Below are 14,770 nucleotides of genomic sequence, written 5' to 3'. Positions count from 1 at the left end.
TGCGGTGAAAATCGCTAAGTGAACAGGGTCTAACCATACGCATACTTTACAAGTGACCGTATGATTAAACTAGGCCTTATTGTAGAATTTGTTTTATACATGTATTTAGCAGACCTTATTGAAAATAAGAAAAAGACACCTCAAGACGTTTCCCCCTTCGATTTGAATTACTTTTCTTAGTAACTACACCCTAGACCAAAGTCATCTTAAAAATTGCTATAACTCATAATTCCTCTCCTCGCCAAAACGTAACAATTTATGAGTATAAGAATATTTTCCAACCTTTAATGTAATGTAAAATTAATACGTATTTTAAAAAATGTTAATTAAAAAAGAGTTAGAAGTGGTTATTTGAAGAAATTAATATTATGGTTTTTATTGGCCACATTCTCCCTAAATACTGTAGGATGTTCTAATAATACGAATACACTAACGGATAAGTCTAACTGTATCAACAAAGCTTGGTACAAAAAAATATGTCATGTAATCATTTAAAAAACATTAAATAGTTAATGATAAAGGTCATAAAAAAAGACACCTCAAAGTGCCTTCCTCCGACTTGAACCATCTTAATTTCAATCATATTTGGATGGAGTTAAAAAGAAGCATAAATTTTTAATAAAGATGCAACTATTGTTTATTTCAAAGGCCTTTCTCTATCCGTATGGACACAAAAACAGGTTAGGAAGAAGGCTTTTTCTCCCTAACCTGAAATCCCCCTCTCATTAGAGAAGTTTTCATTTTCGTATCGTTTCTCTTAAGAAATTTCATATCAACAGAATAACACTATTGCCCACCGAACAAACTTACAAATACAATAAGAAGACATGAACATAGAACGAGCAACTTCTCATCTACGTTTCCTTTTAACCGCAATTAAAAACGCAATAAATAATACATTTACACCAACGATTAAGGAGATAAATAACCAATTCACACCTGTTTCTCCGTTAACTTTATACACGTTTGATTCTTCACGCTTTAAAACGAGATAAAATTTTCCGTTTTCCTCTCTTATAATTTCATCCTGCAACAATCCTCTTAACTCTTGTTTTTCACCAATTGCACTTGCAGGTAAGGAGACTTTTTGTGTTTCTTTCGTATTATTAATTGCTACTAAAGTTACTTCATCTTTATATTTTCGTTTTAGTATGCTCATCCCGCTCTTATCATACAGAAGCTCAAACGTACCGCGTCGTAAAGACGGTCTCGCCTGCCTAAGTTCACCTAGTTTTGCTATGTGTTGCATAAACTTTTCGTCTGACTTAAAATCCATTAATCGTCTATTATCGGGTACACTTCCTCCATCTAATGCAATTTCAGTTCCGTAATAAAAATTCGGAATTCCAGGTGATGTTAACAAATAAGTAAGCGCCAGTTTTAAACGTGATGGCGGATAATACATATGTTCTTTTGCAATACGCGCATATCTTTTTGTTTCTTGATTATCTAAGAACGTAACAAATTCTCCTTCTTTTTTACTCACATCGTATAACGATTTCACCGATACATCTGCTTTAGAAAACGACTCTACTATTTTTTCGTTTGTATTCGCTATCCTCCTTTGTCATAATACGAAAATCTTTCTTTATCACTTGCATATCTTTTTGCGCGTTATCCCAAAAGGAACGCGGCTTTTTTTCACTATGTATAACATAACTTCCGTCTAAATCAACTTCTTTTATCCACCATTTCATTGCGTTAATTACCTGTTGTTCGTTTTCTCCAAGCGGAAATTGAAATACAACTTTCATCCCTTTTGCATGAACTTCTTTTACAAGTTCTTTCACATCATTGTCTGTCCCGAAATGTTCATTTACCTTTTTAAAATTTCGCACATCTAATCCATCGTACTTTCCACTTTCAAAAAGTGGTGAAAGCATAACGGTAGTAAAACCCATTTCTTTTATGTAATCCAACCTTTTTATAATTCCTCTTATATCCCCTCCTTGATACCCTTCTAAATTACCAACTTCTAACTGTTTGTCATTTTTCGGTTCTCCATTATTGAAGCGATCAATCATAATGGAGTATATAACTTCATCTCGCCACTCTCTTTTTTCGTCTGCAAAAGTATGTATTGGTACAAACAAAACAATAGCTAAGCAAAAACAAATGAATAGTTTCCTAGTCCGTATTTTTCCCACACGCATCCCCCAAGTTTTTTAATTGTAAGAATATTATACCAATTATCCGAATGAAACGCATATGTCGATTTTAATCCTCACAAAATAATTCATGTTAGGTTTCATGACATCATTCATATAATTTTCTGAATTTTTAGTTGATTTTTAGTTTAATTTCGAATATGATATGAAACATAACAAATAGATGTTATTTTTTCTAACATTACAGGAGGAGAGATCATGGATATGGGAGATACAGTTTTTATGTTTGTAACGACAGTAATGGTCATGTTGATGACACCAGGATTGGCACTTTTTTATGGAGGTATGGTTCGCAGCAAAAATGTACTCAGCACAACGATGCATAGTTATAGCGCAATGGCTATCGTTTCGATTCAATGGATTGTTATCGGCTATTCTTTATCATTCGGACCAGATTGGCACGGGCTTATCGGTACACTTGATTGGTTCGGTCTAAACGGAGTTACCTACGCACCAAATCCAGACTACTCCTCTACTATTCCTCACAATTTATTCATGATGTTTCAACTCATGTTCGCCATTTTAACTCCAGCTTTAATTTCAGGTGCATTTGCTGAAAGAATGCGATTTTCTGCCTTTCTTATTTTTATCCTTCTATGGACAACGATCGTTTACAATCCTGTCGCTCATTGGGTATGGGGCGTCGGCGGGTGGCTAAGGGAACTTGGTGCACTAGACTTCGCTGGCGGAAACGTCGTTCACATCACTTCTGGAGTTGCCGGTCTTGTATTAGCTATTTTCCTTGGAAAACGAAAAAACATAAATGGTTCTTCTCCTCACCATTTGCCATTTACAATGTTAGGAGCAGGTTTATTATGGTTTGGCTGGTTCGGTTTTAACGTCGGCAGCGCATTATCCTTAAACGACGTAGCGTTAACTGCATTTATTAATACAAATATAGCCGCCGCTGCCGCCGCTCTAACTTGGATGCTTTCTGAATGGTTCTTCCAATCAAAACCAACCGCAATGGGAGCTGCTTGCGGAGTTGTTTCTGGTCTAGTCGCTATTACACCAGCTTGCGGGTTCGTTACACCTTTCTCCGCCCTTCTTATCGGAGCAATTGGTGGCATATTATGCTTTGGCGCCGTTTTCTTCTTAAAAACAAAATTTGGGTATGACGATACACTTGATGCCTTTGGATGCCACGGCATCGGAGGAACTTGGGGCGGTATTGCAACAGGACTATTTGCAACTACTACCGTAAACGGGGATGGTGCGAACGGATTGTTTTACGGAAACGCCGCGTTACTGTTTAAACAACTTATAGCGATTGGCGCAACATATGCATTCACAATCATCATGACGTATGCCATTATTAAAGCGATCAACTTCTTCCTCCCTGTTCGAGTAGATGAACATGAAGAACACATGGGTCTTGATATTTCAATGCATGGTGAGAAGGCTTATGAACATGCAGAGCGAGCAAACTAAAAAAGAGATGCAATCTATCGATAGTAGATTGCATCTCTTTTTAATATACTGTCAGGAATATATCGACGTTCCGACACAGGATACCTATTTACCAACAAATTCCAACATGAAGAAGAAGAAAAATACCCCGGCATAAATTTACACACAAAAAAGACGACCGAAGCCCGGTCGTCTTTTCCTATTTATTTCGGAGCATTTCCTACATATTGCGTAATATCAACATTTAATGCCTGCGCTAAACGCATACCGTATTCTTGATCTGCACGGAAGAAGTTACAAACAGCTAATAATTTTGTGCGTTCATTTACGTCTTTTAGATCATTTGTTAAGTTTGCAATTAAGTTATCTTGCTCTTCTTTAGAGAATGAACGGTAACGCTCACCTGCTTGTTTGAAGTCATTTGGTTTCTCAATTTTTTCACGAGATACATAGCCTTCTACTTTCATAGTTGAATCGCGGTAAGCTTTGTCTTCAACTGGATTCTCTGCATGACGACTCGGTTCGTAGTTGATTGTAGATGGGTTTTGATTCACTTGCATCGCACCATCACGTTGTTGATTCTGAACAGCTGCGTATGGGCAGTTTACAGGAATTTGTAAGTAATTTGCACCAAGACGATAACGCTGTGTATCTGGGTAAGAGAATAAACGACCTTGTAATAATTTATCTTCCGATGGCTCAATACCATTTACAGTTGCACTTGGAGAGAACGCTACTTGCTCTACTTCTGCAAAGAAGTTTTTCGGATTACGATTTAACGTCATTGTCCCTACTTCCATTAATGGGAAGCGATCTTCTGGCCATACTTTCGTTGGATCTAGTGGATCAAAGTCTAAAGAGTCCATTTCATCTAATTGCATAACTTGTACGTGTAAATCCCATTTTGGGTAATTTCCTTTCTCGATTGCATCGAACAAGTCACGAGTTGCATGATTGAAGTCTTTCCCTTGTACTTCTTGCACTTCTTTCGCATTTAAGTTACGTACACCTTGCTGTGGTTTCCAGTGGTATTTAATATAAACAATTTTACCTTCTTCATTAATCCATTTAAATGAATGGACGCCGAAACCTTCCATTTCACGATAGCTTGCTGGTGTACCGTAATCAGAAAATACCCATGTCATCATATGTGTAGATTCTGGACTTAACGTCATGAAATCCCAATAACGATCCGGCGTTTGAATATTCGTATCAGGTGCTGGTTTTAAGGAATGTACCATATCAGGGAATTTAATTGCATCACGAATGAAGAAAACTGGTAAATGATTACCTACGATATCGTAGTTTCCTTCTTCTGTATAAAATTTAACAGCAAACCCACGTGGGTCACGTGCTGTTTCAGGAGAACCTTGACCATGAATAACCGTTGAAAAACGAACAAATACAGGCGTTTCAGTTCCTTCATTTTGTAAAAATGCTGCTTTCGTATATTGCTTCATACTATTTTTCGTTACGAATACACCGTGAGCACCTGCACCACGTGCATGCACAACACGCTCCGGAATACGTTCACGATCAAAGTGCGCAAGTTTTTCTACTAAATGATAGTCTTCTAATAATACTGGTCCACGACGACCAGCTGTACGAGAATTTTGGTTGTCTCCAACTGGAGCACCTTGGTTTGTTGTTAAGCGATTATTTGGATTCATCTAGGGGGATCCTCCTCTTTCTTTCGTAGTAATCATTATTTATTTAAAATTATTATAAATTAATTATTATTCAAAACTAAATCTTTGTCAACTATTTCCTTCACTTTTTTGGAAACAATTTCAGCCAAACAGTCGATAAATGCAGATTGTGCATTCGGCATATTTGGTCTGAAATATTTGGCATTTAATTCATCCGTTACAACTTTACATTCATAATCGTTGTCATATAAAACTTCTAAATGCTCCGCTACAAAACCAACTGGGCAATATACGAAAGATTCGTACCCATGCTCTTCATATAAATCTTTCGTTAAATCTTGCACATCTGGACCAATCCACGGATCTGGAGTATTCCCAGCACTTTGCCAACCGATTGTATAGTTTTGAATATTTGCAGCTTCTGCAATTAAATCTGCCGTATGCTTTAGTTGTTCTACATATGGGTCTCCTGTTGCAATAATTTTTTCTGGCAAACTATGCGCTGAAAAAATTACGACTGCTTTCTCTTTATTATCAATTTCTGTAAACGTCTCTTTTATTTGGTCTGCCCAATACGAAATAAATTTCGGTTCATCATACCATTGTTCAATTGGTTCAATAACAGGACCACCAATTTCTTGCGAAAGACGAATAGCACGGTCATTATACGCTTTAATGCTAAATGTAGAGTAATGTGGCGCTAATACGATACTAATCGCTTGCTCAATCCCATCACGCTTCATTTCTTCTACCGCATCTTCTATAAATGGTGCAATATGTTTTAAACCTAAGTAACAAGTAAATTCATACTCTGTAAATATGTTATTCATTGAATCTGTTAATTTATGCGCCTGTTCTTTCGTAATTTTTGCAAGCGGCGAAATTCCACCAATCGCTTTATAGCGCTCGATTAAATCTTGGAGTGCCTCTTTGGAAGGTTTACGACCGTGGCGAATATGTGTGTAGTACGCTTCTACATCATCTAATGATTCTGGCGTTCCATACGCCATTACGAGTAAACCTATTTTTTCTTTGTCATCTATATAACACCTCAATTTTATAAATGAGAATCTTTTTCAAGAACGTTTGTTTCCAATTATAACAAACAATAATAAGTACGTAAAGATAATTATTCTAAATAAGTATTTTTTCTAATATGATTTTAAATTTCATTTGACAATTTCTTTAATAAAAAGCGACTTACATAAAAGTAAGTCGCTTTTCCCTTATTCCCTAATATTTACCCCATACTCTTTAAACCAAACGTGAATTTGTGCTAAATGAGCTAAAAGTTGAGGACCTGTCATTAATTGCCCGAACCAAGGTGATTGAAATGCACTGCCGCCAGACTGAATCAATCCGCTCAACTGCTCTTTATCAAATAGTTCGTGTAAAATTGAACCTTTATCTGTTAATAAATCTTGTAGCCATACTGTGACTGCTTTCGTATAGTGCGGATTATGCGTTTTCGGATAAGGACTCTTCTTTCTATATAAGATGTCATGTGGAAGCACATCTTCTAACGCTTTACGTAATAGACCTTTTTCGCGGTTTTTATACATTTTCATTTCCCAAGGAATATTCCACGCATATTCGACAAGACGATGATCCGCAAATGGAACACGTACTTCTAAGCTTGCCCCCATACTCATGCGGTCTTTTCTGTCTAATAATGTTGTCATAAACCATACCATATTTAAATAAAATAATTGGCGTCTTTTTGCTTCTAGCGGACTTTCTCCCTCTAAAATAGGAACTTCTTGAATCGACTCTTCATAGCGCCTTTGTACATATTGTTGTAAATTTAATTTATTTCTCCATTCTTTTTTTAGAAGTTGTTCACGCGCTTCTGTAGAGCGCATCCACGGAAATGCACTCGATTGTAGATCATCTTCTCTATAAAACCACGGATATCCACCAAATATTTCATCTGCACATTCTCCAGATAAGCCGACGACAAAATCTTGTTTAATTTCGCGGCAAAACCATAATAATGACGAATCGATATCTGCCATACCAGGCAAATCACGAACGAGTACCGCCTCCGTTAAATACTCTGCTAGTTTTTCATTCGAAATGACGCAACGATGATGGGTTGTTTGAAACGTCTCTGTCATCAAATTAATAAACGGAGCATCTGAATTTGGCTGAAACGCATTCGCTTTAAAGTATTTGTCATTATCTTCGTAATCAATTGAATACGTGTGTAATTGTCCTTTTCCTGATCTCTCGTATTCTTTCGCCGCAATAGCTGTAATAGCGCTCGAATCTACACCACCTGATAAAAAGGTACATAGTGGTACATCAGAAACAAGCTGTCTTGTAATGGCATCTTGTAGTAAAAAGCGCGTTTTCTCTACTGTTTCTTCAAAAGAGTCTTCATGTTTTTTACTTTCTACATTCCAATATCTCCATATACACAAACCGTTCTTTGAAAATGTCATCGCATGACCTGGACGTAATTCTTTTATACCAGCATAAATACCGTGGCCAGGCGTTCTTGACGGTCCGAGTCCGAATATTTCTGATAACCCTTCTAATGTTACTTCCGCCTTCACATCTGGATGCGACAATATCGCTTTTAACTCCGAACCAAATAGTAAGCGTCCGCTATCATATTTATAAAAAAGTGGCTTTACACCTAATCGATCTCTCGCAATAAATACTTGTTCTTTCTGTTCGTCCCATACTGCAAACGCATATATACCGTTTAAATGATCGACACATTCTTCTTTCCATTCAATATAAGAAGCTAATAATACTTCTGTATCAGAATGACCTTTGAACGTATACCCTCTTCTTAATAATTCCTTTCGAATGTCTTCTGTGTTATAAAGTTCACCGTTATAGCAAATGGCGTAATTCGTTTCATCTTTTAAACAAGTCATCGGCTGTTTACCGCCCTCAGGGTCTACAACGATTAACCGTTTATGCCCAAATGCGACATTTCCTTTAATCCAAACTTTATTATCATCCGGCCCCCGCTTCGCTAACGTCTCAGCCATCTTCGTAACGACATCTCTTTCTCCTTCTAATGAGCGTTTATAATCCACCCATCCTGTAATCCCGCACATATAAATCATCCTTCCATCTTATTTCTTTTCTTGAACGTGCAGTAATCCCCACCCTAAGAGTGCGGATCAAAAAATGAAAAACTTGACGATAACCTACTATCCACATATGGAATAGCATTCTCACTCAGTAAAACGTGTTTTATTGTATGCCCACCTATGTCTAGATGTGTCTAGTTATAAAGAACGCACGAACTGTCTATAACAGGAATAACTACTTTTCATAAAGGAGAAATCGTATATGATACAACGTAAACATATTTTATATAACCAGCCCCGTGCTCATACAGTCGGTAATGTAGAATATATAAACAATGAATGGGTATTCTTTGATGATGAAAATGATGAAGCGTTTCTATTAGAAGATATTGCCGAAGATGGGTTTGAAATTTTGTATAATAACAATTGGTTACCAGCCCGTTTCTATGAACAAGATGTATTACAAATCGCCAACGAGCAACACCATTTGCAAAATGGTGAAATGGTACGTATTCGAAAAAAGTTACTTCTTAGCTATAATGAATGGCTCGAGGAATTACCTGACTCTGTCTTCACATTATTAACTGAATCATTGCAATCACTTCACTACTCTTTATATGATTGCATGTATTGTCATAATTATTTATCTTTCTTACCGAAAGAGGAGTCACACGAAGGAGTAAATATTCTTTTGTTTGATAACGAAGAAATGATCTGTACACTGCAACACCATTTCGTCCGTCACACTACGTCAAATAAAAATATGTTCCGTTTTACGAAAGTAAATGGAGAAGAGTTGCATATCGATGCGACATAAAAAATAAAAACCACCTTATCTCCCAAGTCTTTGAGATTATAAGGTGGTTTTATTTTTATTTGAATACGTACCAGCCAAGTGGCAATTTCAGTCCTAAGTATAATACTGCTACTAGCGCAACAATAAATAAGCCCCAAACCGCCCCTGTTGGTTTGTTTTTGCTCATTTTTACAAGAACCATTTCCATTCCGCCGATAACTAAAATACCAGCTAACATTTTCAGGCCGTACCACATGTGCATGCTACCTGTTGCTGTCTTCACAATACTCATGTACAACATGAAGCCTGTCACAATAATGATGATATACATTAGGCGAAGCCCCATATGTACACCTTTACCTTTTCTTCCTGCTGAATAAAGTGAATACGCAACGAAGAATAAAATTAAACCTAACGCCCATGCTGTAATATGCATATGTACCATCGTATCCCTTACCTCCTCTTTTCACACTTTTTCACTCTATATGATAACATGTTCATTTATTTTCAGGAAATGTTTCGCTTTTTTACATTTAAATGATATAATATTTAGAGTATTTACAAACTTCTTGTAATAACAAAAGGGGGAACAATCATGATTCAAACTAAGGATATTATCGAACTTACAGACACATATGGAGCAAATAACTATCACCCACTTCCAATCGTTATTTCTAAAGCAGAAGGTGTTTGGGTAGAAGATCCTGAAGGAAACCGCTATATGGACTTATTAAGTGCATATTCTGCAGTAAACCAAGGTCATCGTCACCCAAAAATTATTAACGCTTTAATTGACCAAGCAAATCGTGTTACGTTAACTTCTCGTGCTTTCCATAGCGATCAATTAGGTCCTTGGTACGAAAAAGTTGCGAAACTAACTAATAAAGAAATGGTACTTCCAATGAATACAGGTGCTGAAGCTGTTGAAACTGCAATTAAAACAGTTCGTCGCTGGGCTTATGATGTGAAGAAAGTAGAAGCAAACCGCGCTGAAATCATCGTTTGTGAAGATAACTTCCACGGACGTACAATGGGTTCTGTTTCTATGTCTTCAAACGAAGAGTACAAGCGTGGATTCGGTCCAATGCTTCCTGGCATCGTTGTAATTCCTTACGGTGATTTAGAAGCATTAAAAGCCGCAATTACACCAAATACAGCAGCATTCATTTTAGAGCCAATTCAAGGTGAAGCAGGAATTAACATCCCGCCAGCTGGTTACTTAAAAGAAGCTTTTGAAGTATGTAAAAAAGAAAACGTTTTATTCGTAGCAGATGAAATCCAAACAGGCTTAGGCCGTACTGGTAAAGTATTTGCTTGTGACTGGGACGATGTAACTCCTGACATGTACATACTTGGTAAAGCACTTGGTGGCGGCGTGTTCCCGATCTCTTGTGTTGCAGCAAACCGCGATATTTTAGGTGTATTTGAGCCAGGTTCTCACGGTTCTACATTCGGTGGTAACCCACTTGCATGTGCTGTTTCTATCGCAGCTCTTGAAGTGTTAGAAGAAGAAAAATTAACAGAGCGTTCTCTTCAATTAGGAGAAAAATTAGTTGGGCAATTAAAAGAGATTGACAACCCAATGATCACTGAAGTTCGCGGTAAAGGTTTATTCATCGGTATCGAATTAAACGAGCCAGCTCGTCCTTACTGTGAACAACTAAAAGCAGCTGGTCTACTATGTAAAGAAACACATGAAAACGTAATTCGTATCGCACCACCTCTAGTAATCTCTGAAGAAGATTTAGAGTGGGCATTCCAAAAAATTAAAGCTGTATTATCGTAATGATAGAGAGGTTGTCCGACATGTTGGGACAACCTCTTTCTTTTTATATTCATTTATATTAAGATGAAATTTTAATTTTCTGTATTTTAAAATCGTAAAGGAGGTGCGATATGCTATTAAGATATGGTAAACATATTAACTATTTAGCTACATCTTTTATTTTAGTTACATTCTTTGGCTTCCTACTTTCCACAACATGGCTTACTCACTACTCAACTCCTACTACATTCACACTACTGAAAGCATCATTTTGGACTGCTGTTATTCTTACTATCATTGGTTTTGGACGAGAAAAAAGCGCACTTACGGTTATACTATTTGGCATTTGCACACTTGCATTCATTGGTCTTTACACTTTTTCCGTTATTGATTACCTCTATAACCCAAGGCCATAAAAAAGAGCTATCTTTTAACAAGATAGCTCTTTTCTTCACTTCACTACATTTCGCAAAGTACCAATTCCTTCTACTGTAATAACCACTTCATCACCAGCATGTAAAAACTTCGGTGGTGTGAAACCTTTTCCGACACCAGCCGGGGTTCCTGTTGCGATAATATCGCCTGGTTCTAAAGTCATTCCTTTACTTATCGTTGAAATAATTTCTTCTATTGAAAAAATCATTTTATTTGTGTTGGAAGTTTGCCTTACTTCTCCATTTACTACCGTTTCAATGTGTAATGCATTCGGCGCATTAACCACCGATTTATGAATTAAATACGGTCCCATCGGACAAAATGTATCGAAGCTTTTCCCAAGGAAAAACTGTTTATGTTTTCTTTGAATGTCTCGAGCTGTTACATCATTGATAATCGTATAACCAAAAACATGCTCAAGCGCTTTTTCTTTTTTAATTTGTTTCCCTCGCTTACCAATAACGATAGCTAATTCTCCTTCGTAATCTAGTTCGTCCGTTGCATGAGGGTGACCATTAATTTGCTCATTTATGCCAATAACTGTTGTTGGTGCTTTCGTAAAGATCATTATATTTTCTGGAATAGACTCTACTCCACCCATTTCTACCGCATGCTCACGATAGTTTTTTCCAACGCACAAAATATTCTTTCTTGGCCTTGGAATCGGTGCTAATATTTTCACCTCTGTTAACGGATAATACGCCGCTTCCCCGTTTTCTTTTGCCCAATTTACAATTTCACATACTTTCTCAAAGCATTCAGTCCCTCTTTCAATACACTCTAACATTGTAATAGGGATTGTAACCTTTTCCCCTTTTTGTCTTTGCGCTTCTCTTAAGTGTAATACCTTTTCTTCTTCTTCATCCACAATACCTACAAATACCTTTTCTTCTTTCTTCGCCGTTACAAAACGCAATATTTCCACTCTCCATCCTAAAACTCATGCCCTTTAATTGTATTCGCATCCTTAAGAAAAAAACCTTCTCATGCACGCTAATTTTTACAATATTCTTCTCATACCCTATTCGTTACCCTTTATCATTTGGCATAAAATGTAGAAATTTTACTTTTTTTAGCGAATGCATTTCTTTTTTATGAAGTTTTTGTATAATATGTACTACATATATACTAAAAATTTCATTTAGAGATGGAGCCGATTTCAATGTTTGAGCAAGCGATTGAAAAAAAACGTGAAAAAATGATTTATTTTGCTGAACGCTATGGAATGACTTCTCAAAAAACAGTGGATTGTAGCCAAGAACTGGACAGGCTCTTAAATGTAATTTGTCATGTACATACGGATTTACACCCTAATCAAACATTCAAAACACACACGCAATAATGCGTGTGTTTCTTTTATTTCAAAAAAATACACATTTTATTGGAAACGCCCATACAATAGTAGAAAAGAAAATTTTAAAAACGAAGGGTGTTTTGTATGCCAGCTATGGTCGGACATATTCGTATCGTCAATATTGGATCAAGTGGTATTTTTCATATTGGAGATGTATTTGCGATTAGGCCTATTAGTTACTCACGTGCTTTCGCCGGGGCCGGCTCTTTTAATGTTGGAGATAACGTTTCTGTCTACAATTATCAAAGTGCAACGACTGTCAACGATTCAGATGTCGTCGATCAAGCGATAATTGGTTCAACTTAAAGGGGGCGATTGTATTGAATTTTTACGTAAACCAAAGCATCATCATTAACAGCATTAAAATTGATAGCATTACAACCTCTTCTGTGTTCCAAATTGGTACTGCCGGAAGTATTAAAGCCCTATCTAAATTTTCAAATACGGGCGGATTTACGGAGCCGCTTCGCCCATTACAAGCGAAAGGACAAATTATTTCTATCAAACCATCAACTAGTTCTTCTTAAGACATCCTTGTCATAAATATATAGCAGGAATATTTTTACCCTCCCTATTGAAAAGGAGGTTTCACAAATGAATCAAGATATATATACTTACTTACACCAACTTCAACAAGCTCTTCAAACACAACAAGCAGCCATCCTGAATTTAGAAGATCAAGTGCGCCAACTCCAAGAAGAGCTTAACGAATTAAAAAATCGCCCCTCCTCTTCTGTAGGAAAAGTGGAATACAAATTCGATCAATTAAAAGTCGAAAATTTAAATGGTACTTTAAATATTGGTTTAAACCCATTTTCAGCAAAAGGACAACAAATTGAAGACCTTCAAGTGGATACAGAAACATTGAAGGTAAACCCTGAAACCGAAACAAACCCAGACTTTTATCAAGGTATCCTCCAAGAAATGCATCGATACTTAGATGAAGAAGCATATAATCGTATTCTCCATTTTGAACAAGAAGAGCGAACACCGCTTGATGAAATGTATCGACAAATGATGGTGGATGACATAAAAAAACAGATGGAGCATCGACTCCCTTATTATTTATCACAAGCGCAATCATATGAAGGTATTTCAACAGATCCAGATTATTTACGAGATATCATTATTCAGGCAATGAAACAAGATATTGACAAAGCCTTTCTCTCCTTTATTCAGCACATACCGGGAAATTTCCGAAAGGAGTAAGTATGTATGAACCTTAACGTTGTAAACCGTGAGTTAAAAGTCGGACAGATTAAAATGAACGGTGTATCGTCGTCCGCACTCTTTTTAATTGGAGATGCAAATCTCCTCATTCTATCTTCTATTCTCGATACACCATTTGAAACAGTTACAGAGGGTCCATTTGTACCATTAGTAACAGATGTCCCTCCTACTCCAGGTTAAGGAGACTGAGAAATTATGTTGCATCATGTGTCTATTGTCCAAAATGTTTCTATTATTTCTTTAGGGATTGCTGCTGTATTTCAAGTTGGAGATGCAAACCAAATGGAATTAAAAAGTAGAGCTATTGCCGTCCACCGTGAAATTCCTTTTTATATACGGGGAGAAGGTCGCTTTGATGCTTTTGAAATCTTTACAGATGAACACATTACAATTCCAAAACGAACGACAGATGTAAAATTAAACATTGTAAATGAATGCCCTTTTATTGAAGTTAATAACGTTGAATTACGCACACTTTTAAATTCTGGTTGCTTTCAAATTGGAAATGTTGATTATGGTTTTAATAACTCTCGTATTATACAAATCCGCCAATATATTACGGATGAACCTTCCGCACAATAATTCATATAGTAATTAAAAAGCTTAGTAAAGTAGGTGGATGGTATGCCTTCGGTTGTAGGAAATCTCGTCGTGCAAAACAGTAACGGCTCTTTCAACTTAGGAGATTTTTATAACGTATCTCCGAAAGAAAACACGAAAGCCTATAACGGATCTGGAGCTTCCAATGTTGGGTTTGTCGTGAATACGTTTAACGGTGTTAGTGCAACGAATACATTTGATTCTGATGTGGCAGATCAAGATCAGATTGGAACAGCGTAAAAAAAGTAGGAGAATATCTCCTACTTTTTTCTTTTATCTAATTCAAAATTATTAAAATAAAATTTTAATAAGC

The 14,770-nt window shown here is 36.6% G+C and carries 16 protein-coding genes and 1 pseudogene; 11 read left to right on the top strand and 6 right to left on the bottom strand.

The features are described from left to right. Window positions 1-850: 850 nt before the first annotated feature. Window positions 851-2,153 (bottom strand): annotated as a pseudogene (locus HMPREF1014_RS17780) (alpha-amylase family glycosyl hydrolase). A gap of 213 nt (window positions 2,154-2,366) precedes the next feature. Here HMPREF1014_RS17780 and HMPREF1014_RS17775 point away from each other — a divergent pair. Next, complete coding sequence (locus HMPREF1014_RS17775) at window positions 2,367-3,599, top strand: ammonium transporter (protein ID WP_000367131.1); 1,233 nt, start codon at window positions 2,367-2,369, stop codon at window positions 3,597-3,599. A 182-nt stretch (window positions 3,600-3,781) separates the two neighbouring features. On the opposite strand, the gene katB is transcribed toward HMPREF1014_RS17775, so the two are convergent. From katB to asnB, 3 genes are all read right to left on the bottom strand, one after another. Then, the gene (katB, locus tag HMPREF1014_RS17770) at window positions 3,782-5,248 is read right to left on the bottom strand and encodes a catalase KatB (protein ID WP_001069181.1); all 1,467 of its coding nucleotides are present in this window, start codon (window positions 5,246-5,248) and stop codon (window positions 3,782-3,784) included. Window positions 5,249-5,307: 59 nt separating this feature from the next. Continuing rightward, entirely contained in the window at window positions 5,308-6,237 is a 930-nt protein-coding gene (gene hemH, locus HMPREF1014_RS17765; RefSeq protein ID WP_000323293.1) for a ferrochelatase, read from the bottom strand. 216 nt (window positions 6,238-6,453) lie between these two features. Next, complete coding sequence (asnB, locus tag HMPREF1014_RS17760; RefSeq protein WP_000334002.1) at window positions 6,454-8,301, bottom strand: asparagine synthase (glutamine-hydrolyzing); 1,848 nt, start codon at window positions 8,299-8,301, stop codon at window positions 6,454-6,456. A 238-nt stretch (window positions 8,302-8,539) separates the two neighbouring features. Between asnB and HMPREF1014_RS17755 the strand changes: the two genes are divergently transcribed. Continuing rightward, window positions 8,540-9,094 carry a DUF2777 domain-containing protein gene (locus tag HMPREF1014_RS17755; protein WP_000616048.1) on the top strand — a complete coding sequence of 185 codons (555 nt, stop codon included), beginning with the start codon at window positions 8,540-8,542 and terminating at the stop codon, window positions 9,092-9,094. 55 nt (window positions 9,095-9,149) lie between these two features. Here the strand turns inward: HMPREF1014_RS17755 and HMPREF1014_RS17750 are convergent, their stop codons facing one another. Further along, the gene (locus HMPREF1014_RS17750; protein ID WP_000233495.1) at window positions 9,150-9,518 is read right to left on the bottom strand and encodes a YisL family protein; all 369 of its coding nucleotides are present in this window, start codon (window positions 9,516-9,518) and stop codon (window positions 9,150-9,152) included. Window positions 9,519-9,668: 150 nt separating this feature from the next. Between HMPREF1014_RS17750 and rocD the strand changes: the two genes are divergently transcribed. Both rocD and HMPREF1014_RS17740 read left to right on the top strand, forming a co-directional pair. After that, a complete protein-coding gene (gene rocD, locus HMPREF1014_RS17745) occupies window positions 9,669-10,859 on the top strand; it encodes an ornithine aminotransferase (RefSeq protein ID WP_000616657.1) in 1,191 nt (396 codons plus the stop codon). 110 nt (window positions 10,860-10,969) lie between these two features. Then, window positions 10,970-11,254, top strand: coding sequence for a hypothetical protein (locus HMPREF1014_RS17740; RefSeq protein WP_000926864.1), 285 nt, complete (start codon window positions 10,970-10,972; stop codon window positions 11,252-11,254). A gap of 35 nt (window positions 11,255-11,289) precedes the next feature. Here the strand turns inward: HMPREF1014_RS17740 and HMPREF1014_RS17735 are convergent, their stop codons facing one another. Next, window positions 11,290-12,189 carry a fumarylacetoacetate hydrolase family protein gene (locus tag HMPREF1014_RS17735; RefSeq protein WP_001213075.1) on the bottom strand — a complete coding sequence of 300 codons (900 nt, stop codon included), beginning with the start codon at window positions 12,187-12,189 and terminating at the stop codon, window positions 11,290-11,292. A gap of 246 nt (window positions 12,190-12,435) precedes the next feature. On the opposite strand from HMPREF1014_RS17735, the gene HMPREF1014_RS17730 reads away from it, so the two are divergent. From HMPREF1014_RS17730 to gerPF, 7 genes are all read left to right on the top strand, one after another. Next, window positions 12,436-12,615 carry an aspartyl-phosphate phosphatase Spo0E family protein gene (locus HMPREF1014_RS17730; protein WP_000462841.1) on the top strand — a complete coding sequence of 60 codons (180 nt, stop codon included), beginning with the start codon at window positions 12,436-12,438 and terminating at the stop codon, window positions 12,613-12,615. A gap of 96 nt (window positions 12,616-12,711) precedes the next feature. Then, window positions 12,712-12,933: a spore germination protein GerPA gene (gene gerPA, locus HMPREF1014_RS17725; RefSeq protein WP_001111188.1), complete on the top strand. Its 222-nt coding sequence runs from the start codon at window positions 12,712-12,714 to the stop codon at window positions 12,931-12,933. Between the two features lie 14 nt (window positions 12,934-12,947). Next, the gene (gene gerPB, locus HMPREF1014_RS17720; RefSeq protein ID WP_001012508.1) at window positions 12,948-13,154 is read left to right on the top strand and encodes a spore germination protein GerPB; all 207 of its coding nucleotides are present in this window, start codon (window positions 12,948-12,950) and stop codon (window positions 13,152-13,154) included. 67 nt (window positions 13,155-13,221) lie between these two features. Next, window positions 13,222-13,836 carry a spore germination protein GerPC gene (gene gerPC, locus HMPREF1014_RS17715; protein WP_001070762.1) on the top strand — a complete coding sequence of 205 codons (615 nt, stop codon included), beginning with the start codon at window positions 13,222-13,224 and terminating at the stop codon, window positions 13,834-13,836. A gap of 6 nt (window positions 13,837-13,842) precedes the next feature. Further along, the gene (gene gerPD, locus HMPREF1014_RS17710) at window positions 13,843-14,037 is read left to right on the top strand and encodes a spore germination protein GerPD (protein ID WP_001052807.1); all 195 of its coding nucleotides are present in this window, start codon (window positions 13,843-13,845) and stop codon (window positions 14,035-14,037) included. Window positions 14,038-14,052: 15 nt separating this feature from the next. Further along, complete coding sequence (locus HMPREF1014_RS17705) at window positions 14,053-14,439, top strand: spore germination protein GerPE (protein WP_000902319.1); 387 nt, start codon at window positions 14,053-14,055, stop codon at window positions 14,437-14,439. Window positions 14,440-14,481: 42 nt separating this feature from the next. Beyond that, window positions 14,482-14,697, top strand: a complete 216-nt coding sequence (gerPF, locus tag HMPREF1014_RS17700) for a spore germination protein GerPF (protein ID WP_001141566.1) — start codon at window positions 14,482-14,484, stop codon at window positions 14,695-14,697. Window positions 14,698-14,770: the final 73 nt, after the last annotated feature.

This window comes from Bacillus sp. 7_6_55CFAA_CT2, from assembly GCF_000238655.1.
GTDB classification, from domain to species: Bacteria; Bacillota; Bacilli; order Bacillales; family Bacillaceae_G; genus Bacillus_A; species Bacillus_A cereus.
This window is presented reverse-complemented; position numbering and strand designations above follow the sequence as displayed.

Bases quoted from the DNA above. Each gene is read 5' to 3' on its own strand.
- gerPF (WP_001141566.1), top strand. From the start codon at position 14,482: ATGCCTTCGGTTGTAGGAAATCTCGTCGTGCAAAACAGTAACGGCTCT.
- rocD (WP_000616657.1), top strand. From the start codon at position 9,669: ATGATTCAAACTAAGGATATTATCGAACTTACAGACACATATGGAGCA.
- HMPREF1014_RS17740 (WP_000926864.1), top strand. From the start codon at position 10,970: ATGCTATTAAGATATGGTAAACATATTAACTATTTAGCTACATCTTTT.
- HMPREF1014_RS17750 (WP_000233495.1), bottom strand. From the start codon at position 9,518: ATGGTACATATGCATATTACAGCATGGGCGTTAGGTTTAATTTTATTC.
- HMPREF1014_RS17730 (WP_000462841.1), top strand. From the start codon at position 12,436: ATGTTTGAGCAAGCGATTGAAAAAAAACGTGAAAAAATGATTTATTTT.
- HMPREF1014_RS17705 (WP_000902319.1), top strand. From the start codon at position 14,053: ATGTTGCATCATGTGTCTATTGTCCAAAATGTTTCTATTATTTCTTTA.
- gerPA (WP_001111188.1), top strand. From the start codon at position 12,712: ATGCCAGCTATGGTCGGACATATTCGTATCGTCAATATTGGATCAAGT.
- gerPC (WP_001070762.1), top strand. From the start codon at position 13,222: ATGAATCAAGATATATATACTTACTTACACCAACTTCAACAAGCTCTT.
- hemH (WP_000323293.1), bottom strand. From the start codon at position 6,237: ATGGCGTATGGAACGCCAGAATCATTAGATGATGTAGAAGCGTACTAC.
- gerPD (WP_001052807.1), top strand. From the start codon at position 13,843: ATGAACCTTAACGTTGTAAACCGTGAGTTAAAAGTCGGACAGATTAAA.
- HMPREF1014_RS17755 (WP_000616048.1), top strand. From the start codon at position 8,540: ATGATACAACGTAAACATATTTTATATAACCAGCCCCGTGCTCATACA.
- asnB (WP_000334002.1), bottom strand. From the start codon at position 8,301: ATGTGCGGGATTACAGGATGGGTGGATTATAAACGCTCATTAGAAGGA.
- katB (WP_001069181.1), bottom strand. From the start codon at position 5,248: ATGAATCCAAATAATCGCTTAACAACAAACCAAGGTGCTCCAGTTGGA.
- HMPREF1014_RS17775 (WP_000367131.1), top strand. From the start codon at position 2,367: ATGGATATGGGAGATACAGTTTTTATGTTTGTAACGACAGTAATGGTC.